This is a genomic window from Microbacterium sp. B24, assembly GCF_000333415.1.
In the GTDB taxonomy this organism is placed as follows: domain Bacteria; phylum Actinomycetota; class Actinomycetes; order Actinomycetales; family Microbacteriaceae; genus Microbacterium.
Map to the genome: position 1 here is coordinate 1 of NZ_BADB01000030.1, position 1,932 is coordinate 1,932.

The 1,932-nt window shown below is 70.8% G+C and carries 3 protein-coding genes; all 3 read right to left on the reverse strand.

The window, feature by feature from the left end:
• Nucleotides 1-582: P-loop NTPase (locus I5I_RS00555; protein WP_036315031.1), on the reverse strand; the 582-nt coding region annotated here is incomplete at its 3' end.
• Nucleotides 579-1,118, reverse strand: coding sequence for a DUF1003 domain-containing protein (locus I5I_RS00560; protein ID WP_036315034.1), 540 nt, complete (start codon nucleotides 1,116-1,118; stop codon nucleotides 579-581). The genes I5I_RS00560 and I5I_RS00555, both read right to left, overlap by 4 nt.
• Nucleotides 1,118-1,932 (reverse strand): magnesium transporter MgtE N-terminal domain-containing protein (locus tag I5I_RS00565; RefSeq protein WP_036315037.1); only part of this gene is annotated, 815 nt, incomplete at its 5' end. The genes I5I_RS00565 and I5I_RS00560, both read right to left, overlap by 1 nt.

Genomic DNA, 1,932 nt, shown 5'->3' on the forward strand with positions numbered 1-1,932 from the left:
GACGGGAGGGAGCATGAGGTCGTCGATGCGGGTCGGTGCGGGCGGTCGGCCCTCGGCATCCACGAGGCGNAGCAGTCCCGGGATCGAGAAGCCGTGCACGTCGGCGTCGATCAACCCGACAGCGAGCCCGCGCTGCGCCAGGGCGACGGCGAGGTTCGCGGTGATGCTGGACTTGCCGACGCCACCCTTGCCGCTCGTGACCGCGATGACGCGCGTGAGGGCGTCGGGCCCGAAGGGCATGGTCCGCGTGGCACGATCTCCGCGCAGCCGCGTGGTGAGCGCCTGGCGCTGTGCCGAGGACATCACTCCGACGACGACCTCGACATCGGAGATGCCGGAGGCGGTGGATGCCGCCGCGCGCACATCCCGCTCGATGCGGTCGGCGGCGGGGCAGCCGACGATCGTCAGCGCGATCTCGACGCGCGCGCGGGTGCCGGTGACCGCCACGTCGCGGATCATGTCGAGTTCGGCGAGGGGACGGCGAAGCTCGGGATCGACGACGGCGCCGACGGCTCGCCGCACGTCATCCGCTCGCGCGTCGTCGCCGGTGGCCTGCTCAGAACCGCTGGGAGCAGACGTCACGGCTGGTCGGACCTCTCGCCGCGGCGATCCAGGTCGCGGGAATCCTCCAACGACTCGAGCAGAGCCTTCAGCTCCTGGCGCAGCACGTCGCGGGTGACGACGTGCTCGGAGACGTCCGTCATCGCCATGCGGAGGGCGACGACCTCGCGGGCGAGGTACTCGGTGTCGGCGAGGTTGCGCTCTGCGCGCTGACGATCCTGCTCGATCTGCACGCGGTCGCGGTCGTCCTGCCGGTTCTGGGCGAGAAGGATCAGCGGCGCGGCGTACGAAGCCTGCAGCGAGAGGATCAGGGTCAGCAGCGTGAAGTTGTTCTCCGCCGCGTCGAACTGCATCTCGCGCGGCATTGCGGTGTTCCACCAGAGCCACACCGCAACGAACACGGTCATGCCGATGAGGAAGCCGGAGGTCCCCATCGCGCGGGCGAAGGCTTCGGAGAAGCGGCCGAACCGGTCGCGAGAGGGCTGCGGGCTGCGGCTGAGCATGCCCGCGCGGCCGCGCGGCGCATCCAGCGAGAAGGTGCGGCGATCCTTCGCCATCAGGGCCTCCTCGGAAGCATCGCGGTCGTCGCGGGGGCGGTCAGTGCGTCGTCGTCGCCGTCGTGCGAACGCCAGTCCTCGGGCAGCAGGTAGTCCAGCACGTCATCGACACTGACCGCGCCGACGAGCCGGTGCGCGGCATCCACGACGGGGAGGGAAACGAGGTTGTAGCTCGCGAGCAGGCGCGCCACTTCGGCGGCGGATGCGGTGACGGGCACCGGATCGAGCGTGTCGTCGATGATCGCGCCGAGCCGCTCGTGCGGCGGGTACCGCAGCATCCGCTGGAAGTGCACCGTGCCCAGCAGTCGCCCTGTCGGGGTCTCATACGGCGGAAGGGTCACGAACACCGCCGCGGCGAGGGCCGGGTGCAGCTCGTGGCGGCGGATCAGGGCGAGAGCCTCCGCGACCGTCGCGTCGGCCGACAGGACGATCGGTTCGCTCGTCATGAGACCGCCGGCCGTGTCGGGGCCGTACTTGAGGAGGGCGCGGACGTCCTCCGCTTCCTCCGGCTCCATGAGCTCGAGGAGCTCCTCTCGCTGCTCCTCCGGCAGCTGCGCCAGCACGTCGGCGGCGTCGTCCGGCTCCATCTGGTCGAGGATGTCGGCGGCGCGCTCGTCGCCGAGAGCCTCGAGGATGTGCACCTGGTCGTCTTCGGGCATCTCCTCCAGCGCGTCGGCGAGACGGTCGTCGGAGAGCTCCTCGGCGACCTCGAGGAGGCGCTCGTCGGGCAGATCGAGCAGGGTGTTGGNNCGAGTCGCGGNCTTGAGCTCGGAAAAGGTCCGCACGAGCTGTTCGGCCGACTGCGCCTCGCCCG

Excerpts from the sequence above, each read along its gene's own strand:
- I5I_RS00560 (WP_036315034.1), bottom strand. The coding sequence starts at position 1,118 with ATGGCGAAGGATCGCCGCACCTTCTCGCTGGATGCGCCGCGCGGCCGC.